Origin of the sequence: Pseudomonas sp. 2(2015), from assembly GCF_000955865.1 — a bacterium.
GTDB lineage: Bacteria > Pseudomonadota > Gammaproteobacteria > Pseudomonadales > Pseudomonadaceae > Aquipseudomonas.
On the sequence record NZ_JYOF01000010.1, the window covers coordinates 44,246 to 61,850 of the forward strand.

Genomic DNA, 17,605 nt, shown 5'->3' on the forward strand with positions numbered 1-17,605 from the left:
TCATCATGACTGCACAGCAAACCCTGCCGACGGCGCAACGCCAACGGTGCGAAGTCTGGACCCGGGTCATGGGCTATCACCGCCCGGTGTCGGCGTTCAACCCCGGCAAACAGTCCGAGCACCACGAGCGGCTGCACTTCAATGAGGGCGCGGCAACGGCCGGGCATCCATGAGCCGAGCGCTGCGGGTCGGGGGCATGGTGCCCCTGACCACCCTCGATTACCCCGGCAAGCTCGCCTGTGTGCTGTTCTGCCAGGGCTGCGCCTGGCGCTGCCGTTACTGCCACAACCCGCAACTGATCCCGCCCCGGGGCCGTGATGAACTGCCCTGGGCGCAGGTACTGGCGTTTTTGCAGCGTCGCCGCGGCCTGCTCGATGCCGTGGTGTTCAGCGGCGGTGAGGCAACCCTGCAGGTCAGCCTGCCAGAGGCCATGGCCCAGGTGCGGGCCATGGGCTTTGCCATCGGCCTGCACAGTGCCGGGATCAAGCCCGAGGCGTTTGCCAGGGCATTGCCTGGGGCCGACTGGGTCGGCTTTGACGTCAAGGCGCTGGCCGAAGACTGCCAGTTGGTTACCGGCGTGCGCGGCAGTGGCCAGGCCAACTGGCGCAGTCTTGAATACCTGCTGGCCAGCGGCGTCGACTACGAATGCCGCACCACGGTGCACTGGCACCTGATCGATCCACCGCGACTCCTCACCCTGGCCCGGCGCTTGAATGCGCTTGGGGTCCAACGCTTCGTCGTGCAGCGGGTACGCACGGCACGCATGCTCGACCCGCAGCTGCCCGGTGCTTCGGCACACAGATTGCTACCCGAGCTGTGGGACACCCTCCACACGCTGTTTCCCGCGTTTGAAGTACGCGACTAGTAAGGCTTTGAAATGACCAGATTGACCACAGCACAACGTATCCTCATTGGTTTTGCCATCGCGCCCCTGGCGCTTCTGGGCCTGGCCTTTTATGCATTGCATGACCTGGCCACGCTTAAAGAGCAGGCGGTGGTGATCGTCAAACAGGACTGGCCGAAGATCGAACCGATCATGGTCATCGCCACCGGGGTGCGCGACAACGCACGCAACACCCGCGACCTGTTGCTCGACAAGGACAACCTGCAGGTGCAGCAGGCCATCGACACCACCAAGCAGCGCATCAGCCAGGCCCTGGCAATGCTTGAGCCGCTGTTCTACCTGCCCGAGGGCAAGGCCGCCTACGCGGCGCTGAAAGCCAGCCGCGAAACCTATGTCGCGGCGTTTACCCAGGTACAGACACTGATCCGCCAGGGTGACGCGCAGGCGGCAATGACCCAGCTCAAGCAAAACGTGGTACCCGCCGAGCACGAGGTATACCAGCACCTGGAAAGCCTGATGGCCTTGCAGGGGCAGATCTTCGTCGAGCGCGAACAGGCTGCCCAGGCCCTGTACAACGACGCCCGGCTGAACATGCTCGGCCTGGTCGTGCTGTGCCTGTTGGCGGTGATCGCCGCTGCGCTGCTGGTGACCCGCAGCGTCACCCGGCCGCTGGGCGGCGAGCCGGATACCGCCGCACGGGTGCTCAGCCGGATCGCCGAGGGCGACCTGACCATCGCCGTGCCGACCCATGGCAGTGCCGACGGCAGCGTGATGCTTAACATGCAGCAGATGCAGCAGAGCCTGAACAGCATGGTCAAGCACATCGCAGCTTCGGTGGAGCGCGTCGCCAGTTCTTCCGAGGAACTCAGCGCGGTCAGCAGCCAGACCAGCAGCAGCCTGCAGCTGCAGGGCCTGGAAATCGAACAGGCAGCAGCCGCGGTCAACGAGATGACCGCCGCGGTGGACGAAGTAGCGCGCAATGCGGTGAGTACCAGCGAAGCCTCGAAGGTCTCCGAACAAACCGCCCAGCGTGGCCGTGAACAGGTACGCGAGACGGTCGCCTCGATCAGCACCCTGGCCGACGGCGTCAGCGATACCTCCGCGCGCATCCAGCAACTGGCCGGGCGTGTGCAGGACATCAGCACGGTGCTGGATGTGATCCGCAGCATCGCCGAACAGACCAACCTGCTGGCGCTCAACGCCGCCATCGAAGCAGCCCGCGCCGGTGATGCCGGGCGCGGCTTTGCCGTGGTCGCCGACGAGGTGCGGGCCCTGGCCCATCGTACCCAGGTGTCGACCCAGGAGATCGAGCAGATGATCGGCAACATCCGGCAGGACACCAGCGAAGCGGTGACCGCCATGCTCAGCAGCAGCGAGTTGGTGCACACCACCCTGGATGTGGCCCAGCGTGCCGGCGAAGCACTGGAGGCGATCACCCAGTCGATTTCGCAGATCAACGAGCGCAACCTGATGATCGCCAGCGCCACCGAAGAGCAGGCCCTGGTAGCCCGCGAGGTGGACCGCAACCTGGTGGGCATTCGCAACCTGTCCGAACAGGTGCTGCTGGGGGCGCAACACACCGACAGCGCCGGCCAGGACCTGGCGCAGATGGCCGGCAGCCTGAGCCAGACCGTGGCGCGCTTCAAGGTTTGATGCCCGTCTGGATCAGCGCCCTTGATCTGTATCAAGGGCAAGCCCGGCACTGGGCGCTAGCGTGAACGCTCGCCCATTGCCGCCTGAGGCACTTCATGGCCAAGCCCTTTCCTGTCAGCCCCAAGCACCCCGAGCGCATCTGCTGGGGCTGTGACCGCTATTGTGCGGCCAACGCCCTGGCTTGCGGCAATGGCGCCGACCGTACCATGCACCCGGTGGAGATGTTCGGTGAGGACTGGAACGAGCAGGGTGACTACGGGTTGGCGTCGCCGGCCGGCAACGAAGGCGCAACGCAGCGGGCCGCACTACTTAAATAGCACCTGCGCAGACCATGGCTAATGTCTGCTGCTGACTTTTCCAACACCAGGAAGTCAGCATGAACGACCACGACGATGCCTCGATCGACAGCTTTATCGCCCAGCGCCTGCCAGGCTGGTTACGGGATGCGCCGTTGGCCGCGGTGCAAGCCTTGCAGCAGAGCATCGGCGACAGTCAGCGCGCCCAGGTGCCGATGCAGGCACTGCTGGACTCGCTGCAGTCTCCTGAAGATTTTGCCGCGCCACTGTTGAGCGCAGCGCTGAGTGCGCGCTTTGCCCAACGGGTAGATGTGCGCACCTGGCGCTTGCGCCTGGTTCGGCGTGTCCTCGAAGGATTGCCGCAAGCGTCACTGCCGCCGGTTTTTCGCGTGCAGACCACTTACCAGAGCCTGTTGCATGCCGCGCTGCACAATTTTGCGGCTGAAGAAACGGTGGAGGGTAGCCATGACGAACTGACCGCGATCATCGACGAAAAGGGCGTAGTGCAGCCGCTGTCGGTGGCAGCGTTCGCCAGCCTGTGCCGGGAACTGGACCTGGGTGGCCAGTACCAGGCTCACCTCAAGGCGCTGCTAAGCCCTGCTGGCGAGGTGGCCAGGCAGGTAAGCAAGACCCTGGAGCAGGCTACCCGCAGCGGCCTGGCCGTCGCCCTCAACCAGGCCTGGATCAAGGGCGACCTCGACGCCGCCAGCCATGACTGTCTGTTGCGCGTCCTGGCGCTCAGGCCGCTGGTGCCCAATGCCACCTTGAGCAGTTTTCCCCACCACCTCAATCTGCTGGGCAAGCGTCTGGTCGGGGTGGTGGCGTTTGAGATGCGCGAGCAACTGTTCGATCCCAATGGCTATTCCGATGTTCTGGGGGTGGTCTTGTATGTGCCGGATGATCCGCTGCACCCGGTCAAACACTACAACTCGTGGAGTGCGGCGTATTCGGCGCTTGCCACACGCTTTGCGCAAGCAGGGTACGGGAAGTTCTTTCAACGCTTTGTCAGCGAACGCGATCGTGCGACATTCGTGATCACCCTGACGCGGCTGCTCAGGCAAGCCACGGCGGGCTCGGCGATCGAGCTTGATGGTCGTCACTTTGCCTTTGCCGGGCCACTGCTGGCCACGCTGTCTGCTGCGCGCATCGCAAAAATCGAGGATGACGCCCGAGTACTGGCAGTGCCCACCGATGATGAAGACCGCACAGAGCGCAGCCAGCGCCTGCAGGAGTACCAGGAGATTGGCCTGACCCTGGCCAACCTGGCAGCCTTTTTTGTCCCCGGGCTCGGGGAAGTGATGCTCGGGGTTGCCGTCGCGCAGCTGCTGGGCGAGGTTTATCACGGCTATGAAGACTGGCAGCAGGGCGACCGTGAAGGCGCCATGAACCACATGCTCGGGGTGGCGGAAAACCTGGCGGCCAACGCCTTGCTGCTGGCGGGCGGCAAGGTGCTGGTCAAGGCGCTGCAGCGGTCGGGTTTTGTCGATGGCCTGGTGCCGGTCGAACTGGCCGACCAGCGTCAGCGCCTGTGGAACCCCGACCTGCAGACGTACCGGGACAATGCCTTCGCCCATCGCTTTGAGACGGTCGGCGCCACGGGCTGGCGGCCAGCCTGGGACAGCCCGCAGCACTGGCAGGGCAGTGAGGCAATGCTCAAGCGCTTCGGCGGGCAATGGCAGCAGGCCTCGGACGCGCAACTGCAGCGGGTGCTGGCAATCACCGGCACCCAGCAAGCACAGATCAGGCAGTGGCAGGTGCACGGTGAAGCGCCACCGGCGACCCTGGTCGATGCCCTTGAGCGAGTTCGGCTCGATCATCAGCTTGCTTCAACGCTCAGTAGCCTGAGCGTGGGTAACGTCGGCCAGCCGGCGCCTGTGCTGCTGCGGGCGTTGACCACCCTTGACGGCTGGCCAGAACAACTGCTGGTGACCCTGGGCGAGGAGCGCTTCGGCCAGGCAACGCCGACGTTGCCGCGGACCATCGAATTGAGCCCTGTGCCTTCGGCCAGTGGCGACTGGCTGGACCAGGTTCTGCTGGCGCTGGAGGAGACTGACAAGGTGACGTTGCTGACAAGCCCGGGCGAGGGCCTGAGCGAGCGCCAGCAACTGCTCGCGCACCTGTCCAGGCACCTTGAACAACGCCGTGCCGACGCCTTCGACTTCCTCTATGCCCATTCGCGCCAGGAGCCGAGCGCCGGGGCGCAGATCCTCCAGCGCAACTTTCCCGGGCTACCGCTGGTGGTCGCTGAAGAGATCTGCAGCCACGCCCGGGCCGATCACCTGCAGAGCCTGCTGGACACCTCGAAAGTGCCCTTGGCGATGCTCGAAGAGGCTCGCCTGCTGATGCGCGAAGTGCGCATCAACCGCGCCCTGGAAGCTGTCCACCTGCAGAGCCCGGGCCGGGCCAGCAGCGCTACGCTGGCGGCCCTGAGCGGTGCGCGACGCGAGGAGGTGGCTGGCATTATCGGCCTGAGCGAGCCGGGGCAGTGGTTTCACCCGCCGCAGCGCCTGGCCGACGGGCGCATTGGTTACCCCTTGAGCGGGCGTGGGGTGGGCGGGCGGCAGGCAGTCAATCGCGCCGTGCGTGAGTTGTACCCCACGTTCAGCGACGCCGAGATTGGCGAGTTCCTCACCGAGTTGCGGGTGTCTGGCCGCGAGTTGTGGAGCGGCTTGCAGGCGCTGCATCAGGAGCTGGCAACCCTCAACGAAACCCTCTACAGCTGGCAAGCGGCCGACCCGATCCGCGGCGCGGCCCGCGAACGGGTCGCCGCGCGCTTGCGTCGTTGCTGGCGCCGGCAGACGGCGCGGGTGCGCAATCGCGGCGCCGACTATCGCCTGCTGCTCGAGCACGAGCCGATAGGTGCATTGCCGCAGCTTCCCGAGAGCATCAGCTTCGCTCATGTGGCGGAGATTACCCTCAATGACTTGCAGATCACCGAGTTGCCGCCAGGCTTTCTCCAGCGCTTTAGTGCATTGCGCTGGCTGGATGTGGTGCACGTTGATCTCGCCCGAGTGCCTGAAGGCATTGACGGGTTGAATCATCTGACCTGGCTGAACCTCAGTCACAACCGGATTGCCTGGACCCCTGCCGACAATCGTCTGCTGGCATCGCTGGGCCGCCTGGAGGTGCTCGACCTGGATCACAATCCGCTGGCGTCCCCGCCGGATGTGACCGCCTTGTCGCGCTTGCGCTTGTTGCGCCTGCGCAATACTGCCATCACCACGGTCCCGGCCGGCTTGCTCAGCCGCCCGGCGCTGGAGAGCGCCGACCTGCGCGAGAACCCCATTGTGGTGTTGCAGGAGGGCCTGTTCAACGCGCCGCGGCGCATCCTCGAACGCATCAACTTCCACGACAACCCGCTCAACGCCGAGAGCCGTGAACGCTTGCTGGCGTTCGAACGCGCCGGGTTGCTGCCGGCGGTCGCCGGCTTCAGTCATGCGCGGTTCGACAACCTGCAGGAGGAGTGGCTGACTGGGTCGCAAGATGAGGTACGCGTGCAGCGCGCCGAGCAATGGCGGGTACTGCAGGGCGAGGAAGGCTCGGCTGACCTGTTTCGCCTGCTCGGTGACCTGCGTGAGACGGCTGACTTCAGGCGTCGGCGCCAGGACCTCACGCGTCGCGTCTGGGAGGTGCTCGATTGCTGCTATCGGCACACCCGCTTGCGCAGAGCACTGTTCGCCCTGGCCCGCGCGCCGCGAAGCTGCTCGGACAGCGTCGCCCTGAACTTCAGCACCCTGGAGGTGCGCGCCCATGAACTCACCGCGACCCGCGGCCTTAGCGGGGCCAGTCGCCAGCAACCGTTGCTGATCCTGGCCCGTTCGCTGTTTCGCCTGGATGAAGTGGATCGCTTGAGCGCCGAGGAAATCCAGCTGCGTCGCTCGATGGGCATGGCCCCGGACGAAATCGAAGTCCTGCTGGCTTTTCGCACCGGGCTTGCCGACGAGCTGGAACTGGTCGGGCAGCCACGGAGCATGGCTTATCGCTTTGTCGCTGGCGTCGATCGGCATGCCTTGAACACCATGCGCGACCAGGTCCGCCTGGCCGAGCGCTCGCCACGCCTGGCGGCTTCGGTAGCAGCGCGAGACTTCTGGGTCAGGTTTTTGAAGCAACATGAGCAGCACGCGTTAGAGGCGGTAGACCAGCCATTTTTCCAGCAACTGGAGGATCTGGCGGCGATGCAGGGCGAACTCACCGACCAGCAATACCTGCAGCGCAGCAACGACATTGGCGCCGCACGCGAAGCGGCGCGTGCCGAGCTGATCCTGCAACTGACCCGCCGTGCCCTGGCGCAGGAGGCGCAGCAATGATCGCGTCTAACCATCAGGGACAGGCGCCCGGCATTGACAGCCAGGTGCACGACTATCTGCCCACTTGGCTGCAACAGGCGCCGGCACAGCGTTTGCGGGCCCTGAGCCGGGCGCTGCAACTAAGCCAGCAGCAACGCACCAGGGTTGCTGCGGTGCTCTCGACCATTGAGCCGCTCGACGGCTTTGCCCGTAGCTTGCTGCGCCAGCAACTGCGGACACACACCGGTGCCAACCTGGATGTCGAGCTCAACCATTTTGTCCATACTCGGCACCTGAGCCTGACCTCCACCTTGCTCTCTTTACCGCGTCAGGGCTCGACGGCAGTGGTCTCCAGTCACAGCCTGCTGCAGGCTGCGCTACAGAACTTCAGCGCCGCCGAGGCGGCCAGCGGTGGGCTTGCCGGCAAAGCGCGGCTGCAGTTTGCACAACCGCTGGCCGCCTCGACGCAATTGACTCCCGAGTCTTTCGCCGCACTGTGCCGCACACTCGACCTGGGTGGCCGCTACCAGCTGCATCTGGATCAGGTGCTGACCGACGAGTTCACGCAAATGCTGCGGCGCAGTTACTACCACGACCTGGAAGTCGCCGCGTTGCTCGCGGTACTCAGTGGCGCGCTCGATGAGTACGGCTTCACGGCACTCCTGCAGCATATTCATGCAGATTTTCTGCAGCCGGGCGATGACCCGGTCATCCGCCCCCTGCAGGTGCGTTTGGGTGGGGTGAGGCTCAATGGCATGGTGGTCTTCGAGCTACTGCCGGAGTCGGCCTTCAATACATCGCCGGGTGTGGTGCGCCTTGGCCAACTGAACTGGCTATTGTACATCCCCGGTGACCCACAACGTCCGTTGGTTCAGTTCAGTGCCCGGGAAGATATGCTGGGTGAGTTGGGAGTGCGCTTGAAATCGCCCGGCTACGCGCGCTGGTTCACGCGCTTCGTGCCCCAGGCCGAGCAACTGGCATTTGCCGCGACCCTGGGTGAGCAGCGCCAGCGCGCTGCGGCGGGAGCGCCGCTGGCAATAAGCATGGGCTTGTCAGCCTTCGCCGGGCCGTTGTTCAGTACCCTTGCCAGCCAACAGCTGGCGAAGATCCGCAACGATGCGCGCACCCTGGCCGTGCCTACCGATGACGAAGATGAAAAACAGCGGGTGGAACGCCTGCATGCCTACGAGAACGCCGGCCTGTTGTTGCTCAATGTTGCCGGTTTGTTTGTGCCGGTACTGGGCGCGGTAATGCTCGGCGTGGCTGCAGCGCAGTTGACCTCGCAACTGTTCGAGGGGGTTGAGGACTGGCTGCAGGGCGACAGCGACAAGGCCCTCGAACACCTGACCGACGTGGTCGAGAACCTGGCGTTGTTTGCGGCCGCTGGCGCCGGCGTGCACCTGGTGAGCAAGGCGCTGCGCCACGCAGCCTTCATCGAGGCGTTGGTACCGGTCAGTAACCGGCAAGGCCAGGCGCGTTTGTGGAAGCCCGACCTGGCGGGTTACCAGGCCCGGATCGAACCGGACACGGCTGATGCCCAAGGGCTCATTGGCGGCGACCCGGGCCCTTATCTCACGCTGGACGACCGGGTTTACGCAGTGCAGCACGACAGCGCTCTGGGGCAATGGCGCATCGTCCATCCCGAGGGGGGCGAACGCTATTCGCCGGTCCTGCAGGGCAATGCTCGGGGAGGGTGGCGCCATAGCGGGGAGAACCCGCTGCAGTGGCAAGACACGCGGTTCATGCTCAAGCGCCTGCTACCTGAGCTGGCAACCTTGGTGGAGCCGGCGCAAGAACAGATTCTGACCACGAGCGGCCTTGATGGCGGGCAGTTACGCCGCTTGCACCTTGACAACCTGGCGGCTCCAGGCCTGCTGCGCGACTGCCTGTTGCGCTGGCGTCTGGATCAGGACATCGAGCGCTTTATCGAGCAACTTGCGGCAGGGGCTCCGCTGGACACCACAGAGGCGCAGATGCGTGACTACCTGGTGTCGCGCCTGCCCGCTGACACTACCGCCAGCACTGCGCCGGGGGTGCTGGCCCGGCACGCAAGGATGCTGCGCCAGGCGCTGTTCAGCCATTGCTATGGCCTGCGTACGCGCCTGGCGGGCATCGCCGAATCCGTGGTGCAGGTGGATTTTCCCGAGCTGCCCAGCAGCCTCGTCGGTGATCTGCTCGAGGCGGCCAGTGACGCTGAACTAGGTCGCCTGGTGGAGCAATGGCGGGTGCCTCTGGCGATGGCCAACCGCATACGGGCGCCGTTGCACGATGTACGGATCAGCCGCGCCGTCGAAGGGCTGTACTTGCAATCGGTGCGCAGCCGCGACAGCGACAGGTTGATCCTGGCCTTGCTTGGGCAACTGCCCGGCTGGCCGCAGGCGTTGGCTATCGAGGTGTTCGAAGGCAGCCTGTCAGGGCCCAGACTCGTCCCGGCCGCGGCAGCGACCGGCAGCCGTCGCGTACAGATCGTCAGGCTGGAGTCGGGATATCAGCTGTATCGTCAGGCTGGGGAGCACGCTGGCGAGTTTTATGCTGATCTGTTCAGTGCCTTGAGCAACGCGCTGTCTGCCTCTGAACAGGCGGCGCTGGACACGCCGCTGCGCAGCCGCCTTGGCGAGCTGTTGCATCTGCACCGCGGCAAGGTTGGGCAGTGGCTGCAATCGACGCCCAGGCAACGCCCCTGGTTCAACCCGCCACAGCGCTTGGCCGATGGGCGTATCGGCTATCCCTTGAGTGGTCGCGGCCTGTTCGGTGGGCGCCGCGCGGCCCAGGTGCGGGATATCCGCCAGCTGTACCCGGGGCTCTCGGATACCGACGCCGATGCCTTTGTCGACGCACTGCAGCGCAGAGGTGTCGACGTCGCGGCGCGCATCAAAGCCTATCAGCGTGAATACCAGATGCTCGACGGCACCTTGCGGGCCTGGAGCCAGTCAGTAGCCGCCGATGAAGCGGGCCAGGCCCTGCGCCGCAGCCGTCAGCAGGCGGCGCTGCTGATCTGCCGTGCCTGGCGCAAGCTGTCGCCCAAACGTTGGTCCAACCACAGCGTCATCGGTTACAGCCTGAGCCTTGAAGGGCTGTACACCGGCGACTTGCCTGGCTGGCCGGCCGAGGTCAATTTCGACCATGTGGTCGATCTACAGTTGCACAACATGGGCCTGGGCGACGCCTCGGCGGCTTTCCTGCTGCCCTTCAAGCGCTTGCGCGAGCTGAACCTGGGCAATAACGCCCTGACCCGTTTACCCGACGCCCTGAGGGGTATGCCGGCACTGGCGCGGTTGCTGGTGCCGGGTAACCATATCGAACTCGACCAGCAGGCGGCCCGGCAACTGGCCGGGCTGTCGCAACTGCGCATCCTCAACCTCAATGACAATCCTGTGGGACCCTTGCTGGACCTTGAACGTTTGTCGCGCCTGGAGGAGGTGCAACTGCGCAACACCGGGCTGCAAGCCTGGCCGCACGGGCTGTTGAACCGCTATCACGGCTACCGCCTGGACCTGCGCAACAACCAGATCGACAGCCTGCCGCAAGCGGTGCTCGACGCCCCGGGCTGGATCAACCGCGGGTTGGCGCTGCATGACAACCCGCTGTCGCAGGCAACCTTTGAACAGCTTGAGCAGTACCAGCAGCGCACCGGTATTCGCCTGGCCAGCCGCCGTAGTCATCAGTCGCCAGTGAGCAAGGCGCGGCGCCTGTGGCTGCAAGCGGCGCCGGCCGGCGACAGCGCCCAGGCACTGACTACCTGGCAGGCATTGGCCGACGAACCGCAGGCGACAGGTTTGTTCAGGCTGCTCGCAGACCTAAGCGCCACTGCCGAGTTTCAGCGCACGCCTGCTGACCTGGGGGAACGAGTATGGGTTTTGCTCGATGCTGCCAGCAAAGCGCCCGAACTGCGCGAGTCGCTGTTCGAGCTTGCGGCCTCACCGATCACCTGCGGTGACAGCGTCACCCTCAGTTTTGCCACCCTGGAAATCCGCGCTTTGGTATACATCGCCTCGCACCTCGTGACCGACCAGCCTCTGGCACAGCAGCTATTGAGCCTGGGCCGGCGGCTGTTTCGCCAGGAGCAACTGGACCTGCTGGTTGCCGAGCAGGCGCAGGCGCGAGCAAACGCGGGTGCAGTTGTCGATGTCGTCGAGCTGAGCCTGGCCTACCGCATTGCCCTGGGCGAGGCCCTGGACTTGCCGAGCAAGCCGCAGAGCATGTTGTCTGCGGCTCTGGCGCCGCTTGACGAGGGCGAGATCGCCAGCGCCCGCCAGCGCATCGAGGGTCTTGAACAGACGCAGGCGTTGCAGCAGTTCATCAGTACCCGGGACTTCTGGCTCGACTACCTCAAGGCGCAACACAAGGCGCAGTTCGAAGCCCTCGACCTGCCTTATCGCAACCAGCTGGAGGCGATCATGGACAGCCAGGGCGAGCTGCGCGATGACGATTATCTTCAGCGCATGCGGGCATTGGCCAGTGCCCGCGAGCAAGCAGAAGCGAACCTGGCGTTGGGTTTGACCGAAGAGGCCTGGGCCGCCTTCGTGGCCCAGGCGGCCGAACCGTGAAGGTGCCTCAGAACCGCTGCTGGCGCCTGTCCAGTTGCTGATCGACCAGCCACTTGCCGTGGGCCAGCGCCGCATGCTGGGCGTTTTCCAGGTCGGCCAGGTAGGCCATCTTCACCGGCAATGACAAGCGCCGGCTGGTGTGGCCTTCCGGATCGGTGATCAGGCAGCCGGCGTTATAGGGCGTGGGGATGCCGGGGTGGGTTTCGACGCTGGCGGTGATGGTGTGGTTGCGATGCTCGCATTGAAGGGTTTTCATCGTCCTTACCTCGCTGCTGTGGTATCGAAAGCGCCTCAGTCAGGGTGCTTTTTCGGGTATACCACAGCAGCGGCGCGGTTGGATCCGGGCCGACGAACGTCAGCTTCAGCGAAACGCCGGCAGCAATCCGTTGATGGGGCGTGATCCTCGCAAGCTAGACCGTAATACGTGATTTGCAGGTGTAATAGTTGGCTGCGAGCGCTGCGCGCTCGATCGCCGGCAAGTCCGGCTCCCACAGCTCTGGCGCACACCGTGGGAACCGGCGAGAAGGATCAGAACTCGGTCGGCTGGATGATCTCGACCCAGTAGTCATCCGGGTCCTTGATGAATGCCAGGTGCTTCATGCGGCCGTCGCTCAGGCGCTTCTGGAAGGTGACGCCCAGTTGCTCGAAACGCTCGCAGGCAGCACGGATGTCCGGCACCGAGATGCAGATATGACCGAAGCCACGCGGGTCGGTGTTGCCGTTGTGGTAGGCAAACCCGGCGTCGTTTTCGGTGCCGTGGTTATGGGTCAGCTCGAGAATGCCCGGGATCGATTTCATCCACTCGGTGCGCTTGGCAGCATCAGCCGGGATCTGCGCCTTGTCGACCAGGGCGAGGAAGTACAGGCTGAACTCGGCCTCGGGGAAGTCGCGCTTCTCGACCAGGCTGAAGCCCAGCACGCGGGTGTAGAAGTCCAGGGACTTGGCAACGTCCTTGACCCGCAGCATGGTGTGGTTGAAAACGAAATTGTGGGTCGCGGCATCCGGTTGCGCGGTGACACCAGGGAGGGTGTCGAGATGGTTCAGGCTCATGGGCTCTCCGCATTTGAGGCTGGCAACAGCGCTGCCAGCAAAACAGTCAGGGCGTCATGATACGGAACTGAAGCGATTGCGCAAACGATTTGCGCCCCGCCTTTGTGGGGCGGGGCGCAGGAATTAGAAGCCCGCCGAAGCGGGCGTATGGGGCGCTAGTCCGTTAGCAGTCTTCATCCTGAGCCAGTCGATGTGAAAAAAGTGTGAAGGGTTTTTTCACCTGCGCAACCAGCTGTCGACAGTCTTGGCCCCGTACTGCTCCTTCCAGGCCTTGAGGCCGCGGTGGTTGCCACCCTTGGTTTCGATCAACTCGCCGGTGTGCGGGTTTTCATAAACCTTTACCACCCGCGCACGGCGTTGTTTCGGTGCACTGGGCGAGGCTTTGTGGGTAGCCTTCGGGTCGAGGATCGCGACAATATCGCGCAGGCCCTTGTCGTAGTGTTTCATCAGGTCGACAAGTTTCTTCTCGAACTCGATTTCACGCTTCAGGCCGGCGTCCTTTTTCAGCGCCTCCAATTGCGCCATTTGTTCCTGAAGGGCCTTTTCGGCGGCGCGGAACTCTGCAAGTCTGGACACTGTCATCACTCCTTTAAGTCTGCAGTGGCCCGGCATGCGTGTAGATAGCAACATTCTGTATAACGCAGCCGCCACCGGGTTGGGCACAACATCGCACTAATAAAGAGTGTAGTAGTCGTCGCGCAGTGGGTAAACATTAAACTTTTATATTGTGTGTTATGGAACTTTCTTAATTGCCACCGGACCTTGACCAAAGAACTAGTCAATATTCCGCCAGCGGCCTTAGACCATGGTCCAATGGCCCGCAATAGAGCGGTTGCGAGATCATGATCGGTCACCGTCGACTGCCATCGACGCTGGGAGCATTGTCGGCGCCGGGATCGGCGCCGGTTGTTTTTTGCCTTTCTTTCGGATTTCGCTTCTCATGTTTGCCCCATACCCTCTCGCGCCCGGGCGCAGCCTTGTCGGCCTGCTCGCGATGTTTGCTGCTGTCTCGACACAGGCCGCTGGTTTTCTTCAAGACAGCAGCGCCAAAGTCGAAGCACGCAACGTCTACTTCAATCGTGACTTTCGCGATGGTCATACCAGTTCCGACCAGGGCGCGTCGAAACGCGAAGAGTGGGCCCAGGGCTTTATTCTCAATGTGCAGTCTGGTTATACCGAAGGCACTGTAGGATTTGGTGTAGATGCCATCGGCATGCTCGGCTTCAAACTCGACTCCAGTCCGGCCGATAGCAACAGTGGTCTGTTGCCCTCCAGCGGACATGATCCGCGTGGTTCGGTAGACCAGTACGCGAAGATGGGCGTAGCCGGCAAGATGCGTTATTCGCAGACTGTGCTCAAGGTCGGTTCGATGATGCCGGACATGCCGCTGCTCAAGTACAACGACGGCCGCCTGTTGCCGACGATGTTCCAGGGCGCGATGCTGAGTTCCGAAGAATTCAAGGACCTGAAGTTCACCGTGGCGCGCCTGGACAAGTACACCGCGCGGGACTCGACCGACCGCGAGGACATTCGCGTTCACTGCAAGAACAAGCGCTACGCCTGTGGTACCACGGCCGATCATTTCGACATGGCCGGGATCGACTACAAGTTCAATGACCGCCTCAGTGCGCAATACCAGGTAGGCAAACTTGAAAATATCTACCGCCAGCACTTTTTCGGCCTGGTGGCCAGCCAGCCGCTGAGCGTCGGCAGCCTGTCGGCCGACCTGCGCCTGATAAAAAGCGATGACATTGGCCGTGCCCGCGCCGGTGAAATCGATCACCGCGCCTTCAGCGGTATGCTCGGCTACAGCCTTGGTGGTCACAAGGTCAGTGCCGGCTGGCAGCGCATGTATGGCGAGAACGCCATGCCGTACCTGGATGGCAGCAACCCGTACCTGGTCAACTACGCCCAGGTCAACGACTTCGCGGCGGCCCAGGAGCGTTCCTGGCAACTGCGCTACGACTACGACTTCAAGGCCATGGGTGTGCCGGGCCTGAGCTTCTTTACCCGCTACATCAACGGCGACCATATCAAGGTTCCGGGCAGCCTGGCCGAGGGCAAGGAGTGGGAGCGCGACAGCGAACTCAAGTACCAGGTCCAGAGCGGCACTTTCAAGGATGTCAGCGTGCGCCTGCGTAACTCCACCTACCGCAGCAACTATGAGAAGTATGCCCGCGACATGGACGAAACCCGGGTGATCGTCAGCTACAACTTCTCGATTTTCTAACGCGCAGTACGTTGCCATTGTGCTTCGGCCAGCCGACTATGAAGGCTGGCCGAATCATGGAAGCGACGTGCAATGAAACAACTGCTGTTGATCGGCATCGGGCCGGGCAATCCGCGCCAGATCACCTTGCAAGCCATCGACGGGCTGAACCGGGCCCAGGTGTTTTTCGTGCTCGACAAGGGTGCGGTCAAGGACGAATTGCTGCAACTGCGCAAGCACATTCTCGAGTGTTACATCGATAAGCCCGGCTATCGCCTGGTGCAGGTCGAAGACCCCCTGCGCGATGGCGCTGCCAGCGATTACGTTGGCGCCGTCGAGGACTGGCACCAGCAGCGTGCGGCGTTGTACGCCAACCTGATCGAAAACGAACTGGCTGACGGCGAATGCGGCGCTTTCCTGCTCTGGGGCGAGCCGACCCTGTACGACAGTACCCTGCGTATTCTCGACCTGGTCCAGGCCCGTGGCGTGGCTTTGGCGCTGGAAGTGATCCCCGGCATCAGTAGCGTCCAGGCCCTGGCCGCCGCTCACCGTATTCCCTTGAACCGTATCGGCGAGCCGCTGACCGTGCTGCCTGGCCGGCGCCTGGCTGAACAGCCGTGCATCGACAACCTGGTGGTGATGCTCGACGGCCAGTGCGCCTTTGCCGCGCTGGACGATCCGCAGTTGCATATCTACTGGGGCGCTTACCTGGGTAGCGCCGATCAGGTCCTGATCGCCGGGCCGCTACTGGAGGTCAAGGCGCAGATCCTCGCCGCCCGTGAACAGGCACGGGCGCGCAAGGGCTGGATCATGGACACTTATCTGCTGCGTCGGCCGCTGTAGCCAGGCGGTTCTTGGCCTCGATCCACTGCGACATGTACTGGGTACTCTTGTGCTGGTGGTGACGGAGCATGGCGCCGGTGAAGTTGAACAGCCGGTGCTGGTCGAGGTCGGCCAGGGCGTACTCGATACGCTCGACCAGGGCGCTGGCGTGCTGGCGCCGGTCGTAGCGTGCGCCGAGCAAGCGCAGCGCGTCCTGCTGGGCGCGGTTCCAGCGTGCTTCATCGCTGTACAGGGCGGCGGCGGCTTCGGCCAGGCCTTCGGCGGTTTCGGCGATTGCCCCGGGCCAGGGCAGGGCGCCGTGCATGGCTTCGGCGCCGATGGGGGTGGTGACGCTGGGGGTACCGCACTGCATGGCGTCGGTGAGCTTGCCCTTGATCCCGGCGCCAAAGCGCAGCGGCGCCAGGCAAATGCGCGCGTTGCTCATCACTTCAAGGGCGTCTTCGGCCCAGTTCATGATGTGAAAGCCCTCGGCGGGTTTGTGCAGCGCCGTGGCCTTGGGCGGGGTGTAGGCGCCGTAGATGTGCAGCTGCGCCTGGGGCAGGCGCCGGCGGATCATCGGCCACAGGCTGTTCTTCATCCACAGCACCGCGTCCCAGTTCGGCGCATGGCGAAAGTTGCCGATGCTGAGAAAATGTGCGCGCTCGGCAAATGGCTTGAACGGCTCGCTGGGGGCGTCGAGCATCAGCGGGCACCAGTGCAGCAAGTGCTCGGGCACGCCGAAGCCGTTGATCAGCAGGTCGATCTCGACATCGGAAATCATCAGGCTCAAGTCGCTGCGGTAAATGGCGGCGAGTTCGCGCAGGGTCAGGTCGGCGCTGGCCATCTGCCGATAGAGGTCGGGGCCGGAAGTGTTGAACAGCGCGCGAAAGTCATTCGGGTCCAGGCCTTCGATCAGGCGCCGGCGCAGCAGTTGCTGGCGGGCATCGCGCAGGCTTTGCAGGTCGGAGGTTTCCAGCACGCGCAGGGCGTTGGGGCAATGTTTTTCGACGCGCCAGCCGAACTGCTCTTCCATCATGAAACGGTCGAACAGCACCACGTCCGGGGCCAGTTCGCTGACAAACGCGTCAAAGCTGCTGTCGTTGAGGGCAATGGCCTGTTCGCCGATGCCCAGGCTCGCCAGGTCGGCCTTGTGCTCGCCAATGGCTGCGGGGCTGCTGAAGGTGACGCGCCAACCGCGCTGCACGAAGCTTTCAAGGATCTGCATCATGTGCGAGCCGGCGGCTGAGGAGCGCGGCTCGGGCCACACGTAGCCGATGACCAGGACGTTGAGGGCAGGGGCGGGCATGGGCATCGGGGACCTTGGCAAAAAAGGTGCGTATTAAAGCAGATTCCGGGCGGGCCGGTAGGTGCCCTAAATGGCCTGGAGAATACCCTGCACCTTGTCACGCAACTGGTCGATGCTGAACGGCTTGGTTATCTGGTGCATGCCGAGCGGTATGTCAACGTCGCCATAGCCGCTGGCAAACAGCACCGGCAGCTCCGGCCGCAGTTCCCGGGCTTTGACGGCCAGGTCCTTGCCGTTCATGTCCGGCAGGCCGACATCGGTGAGCATCAAGGCCAGGGATTGTTGCGGGTCTTTCAAAACCTTCAGCGCCGCTTCTGCATCGGCAGCCTGCAGTACCTGATAGCCCAGCTCTACAAGCACCTCGACCGTCAGCATGCGCACAATATCGTCGTCTTCAACGACGAGCAGGGGCTGGGATGTCTGCGGCATGGCGGTATTCCTGTACAAAAGTCTGTTCATTATCTGTAAGCCGGGCACGCCCTGAAGTTCCCTCTGCGCTGAAAAAAGCCTCCCGAATGAACAGCATAGCGGTCATTGAAAAAGCAGGGAACGTTTGCGCGCGAGACCTCTCAAATGCTGGCTAAATGCCCTG

General features: G+C 63.6%; 13 protein-coding genes. 8 read left to right on the forward strand and 5 right to left on the reverse strand.

The window, feature by feature from the left end:
- Positions 1 to 5 precede the first annotated feature (5 nt).
- The 6 genes from nrdD (at position 6) to UB48_RS14080 (ending at position 11,626) form a co-directional block, all read left to right on the forward strand.
- Positions 6 to 173, forward strand: a complete 168-nt coding sequence (gene nrdD / locus UB48_RS14055; protein ID WP_045198023.1) for an anaerobic ribonucleoside-triphosphate reductase — start codon at positions 6 to 8, stop codon at positions 171 to 173.
- A complete protein-coding gene (locus UB48_RS14060; RefSeq protein WP_045198025.1) occupies positions 170 to 865 on the forward strand; it encodes an anaerobic ribonucleoside-triphosphate reductase activating protein in 696 nt (231 codons plus the stop codon). The genes nrdD and UB48_RS14060 overlap by 4 nt, the downstream gene beginning before the upstream one ends.
- A 12-nt stretch (positions 866 to 877) precedes the next feature.
- A complete protein-coding gene (locus tag UB48_RS14065; RefSeq protein ID WP_045198027.1) occupies positions 878 to 2,497 on the forward strand; it encodes a methyl-accepting chemotaxis protein in 1,620 nt (539 codons plus the stop codon).
- Between the two features lie 95 nt (positions 2,498 to 2,592).
- Entirely contained in the window at positions 2,593 to 2,814 is a 222-nt protein-coding gene (locus UB48_RS14070; protein ID WP_045198029.1) for a DUF3079 domain-containing protein, read from the forward strand.
- A 59-nt stretch (positions 2,815 to 2,873) separates the two neighbouring features.
- Positions 2,874 to 7,100, forward strand: coding sequence for an NEL-type E3 ubiquitin ligase domain-containing protein (locus UB48_RS14075; protein WP_045198031.1), 4,227 nt, complete (start codon positions 2,874 to 2,876; stop codon positions 7,098 to 7,100).
- Complete coding sequence (locus tag UB48_RS14080) at positions 7,097 to 11,626, forward strand: NEL-type E3 ubiquitin ligase domain-containing protein (RefSeq protein WP_045198033.1); 4,530 nt, start codon at positions 7,097 to 7,099, stop codon at positions 11,624 to 11,626. Before UB48_RS14075 ends, UB48_RS14080 begins: the two co-directional genes overlap by 4 nt.
- A gap of 7 nt (positions 11,627 to 11,633) precedes the next feature.
- On the opposite strand, the gene UB48_RS14085 is transcribed toward UB48_RS14080, so the two are convergent.
- The 3 genes from UB48_RS14085 to UB48_RS14095 all read right to left on the reverse strand — a co-directional run bounded on the left by UB48_RS14085 (position 11,634) and on the right by UB48_RS14095 (position 13,252).
- The gene (locus UB48_RS14085) at positions 11,634 to 11,882 is read right to left on the reverse strand and encodes a hypothetical protein (RefSeq protein WP_045198034.1); all 249 of its coding nucleotides are present in this window, start codon (positions 11,880 to 11,882) and stop codon (positions 11,634 to 11,636) included.
- Between the two features lie 272 nt (positions 11,883 to 12,154).
- Positions 12,155 to 12,676 (reverse strand): lactoylglutathione lyase, encoded by a 522-nt coding sequence (gloA, locus tag UB48_RS14090; protein ID WP_045198037.1) that lies wholly within the window; start codon positions 12,674 to 12,676, stop codon positions 12,155 to 12,157.
- Positions 12,677 to 12,892: 216 nt separating this feature from the next.
- Entirely contained in the window at positions 12,893 to 13,252 is a 360-nt protein-coding gene (locus UB48_RS14095; RefSeq protein ID WP_045198039.1) for a histone-like nucleoid-structuring protein, MvaT/MvaU family, read from the reverse strand.
- A gap of 364 nt (positions 13,253 to 13,616) precedes the next feature.
- Here UB48_RS14095 and UB48_RS14100 point away from each other — a divergent pair, with 364 nt between their 5' ends.
- Positions 13,617 to 14,906: an OprD family porin gene (locus tag UB48_RS14100; RefSeq protein WP_045198040.1), complete on the forward strand. Its 1,290-nt coding sequence runs from the start codon at positions 13,617 to 13,619 to the stop codon at positions 14,904 to 14,906.
- A gap of 72 nt (positions 14,907 to 14,978) precedes the next feature.
- On the forward strand, positions 14,979 to 15,728 hold the full coding sequence (cobF, locus tag UB48_RS14105; RefSeq protein WP_045198042.1) for a precorrin-6A synthase (deacetylating): 750 nt from the start codon (positions 14,979 to 14,981) through the stop codon (positions 15,726 to 15,728).
- On the opposite strand, the gene UB48_RS14110 is transcribed toward cobF, so the two are convergent.
- A complete protein-coding gene (locus UB48_RS14110) occupies positions 15,694 to 17,013 on the reverse strand; it encodes a glycosyltransferase (protein WP_082075442.1) in 1,320 nt (439 codons plus the stop codon). The two genes, cobF and UB48_RS14110, sit on opposite strands and share 35 nt — an antisense overlap.
- 66 nt (positions 17,014 to 17,079) lie before the next feature.
- Positions 17,080 to 17,442 (reverse strand): response regulator, encoded by a 363-nt coding sequence (locus UB48_RS14115; RefSeq protein ID WP_045198048.1) that lies wholly within the window; start codon positions 17,440 to 17,442, stop codon positions 17,080 to 17,082.
- Positions 17,443 to 17,605: the final 163 nt, after the last annotated feature.